The organism is Paraburkholderia sp. SIMBA_030, assembly GCF_046535245.1.
Lineage (GTDB): Bacteria > Pseudomonadota > Gammaproteobacteria > Burkholderiales > Burkholderiaceae > Paraburkholderia.
Window position 1 is genome coordinate 1 of the sequence record NZ_JAWRXB010000832.1, and the last position, 262, is coordinate 262.

General features: G+C 64.1%; 1 protein-coding gene. It reads left to right on the forward strand.

Annotated features, from left to right (window positions below):
- Nucleotides 1–262: AAA family ATPase (locus SB772_RS42315; protein ID WP_410838810.1), on the forward strand; the 262-nt coding region annotated here is incomplete at both ends.

The following is a 262-nucleotide window of genomic DNA, read 5'->3' on the forward strand; positions in this document are numbered from 1 at the left end:
GGCGAGCCCTTCGTCTGGGATGCCCTCAAGCGGGCGCTGCAGTCGCGCAAGCTGAAGATGGAGTCGCCGCTGGGCGAGCTGGGCCGGGTGGCGAGCGTCAGCCTGACGCCGCAGATGATCCCGCTCAACGTCAAGCTGGTGATCATCGGCTCGCGTCAGCTCTACTACGCGCTGCAGGACCATGATCCGGACTTCCAGGAAATGTTCCGGGTGCTGGTGGACTTCGACGAAGACATGCCCATGGTCGACGAGAACCTGGAGC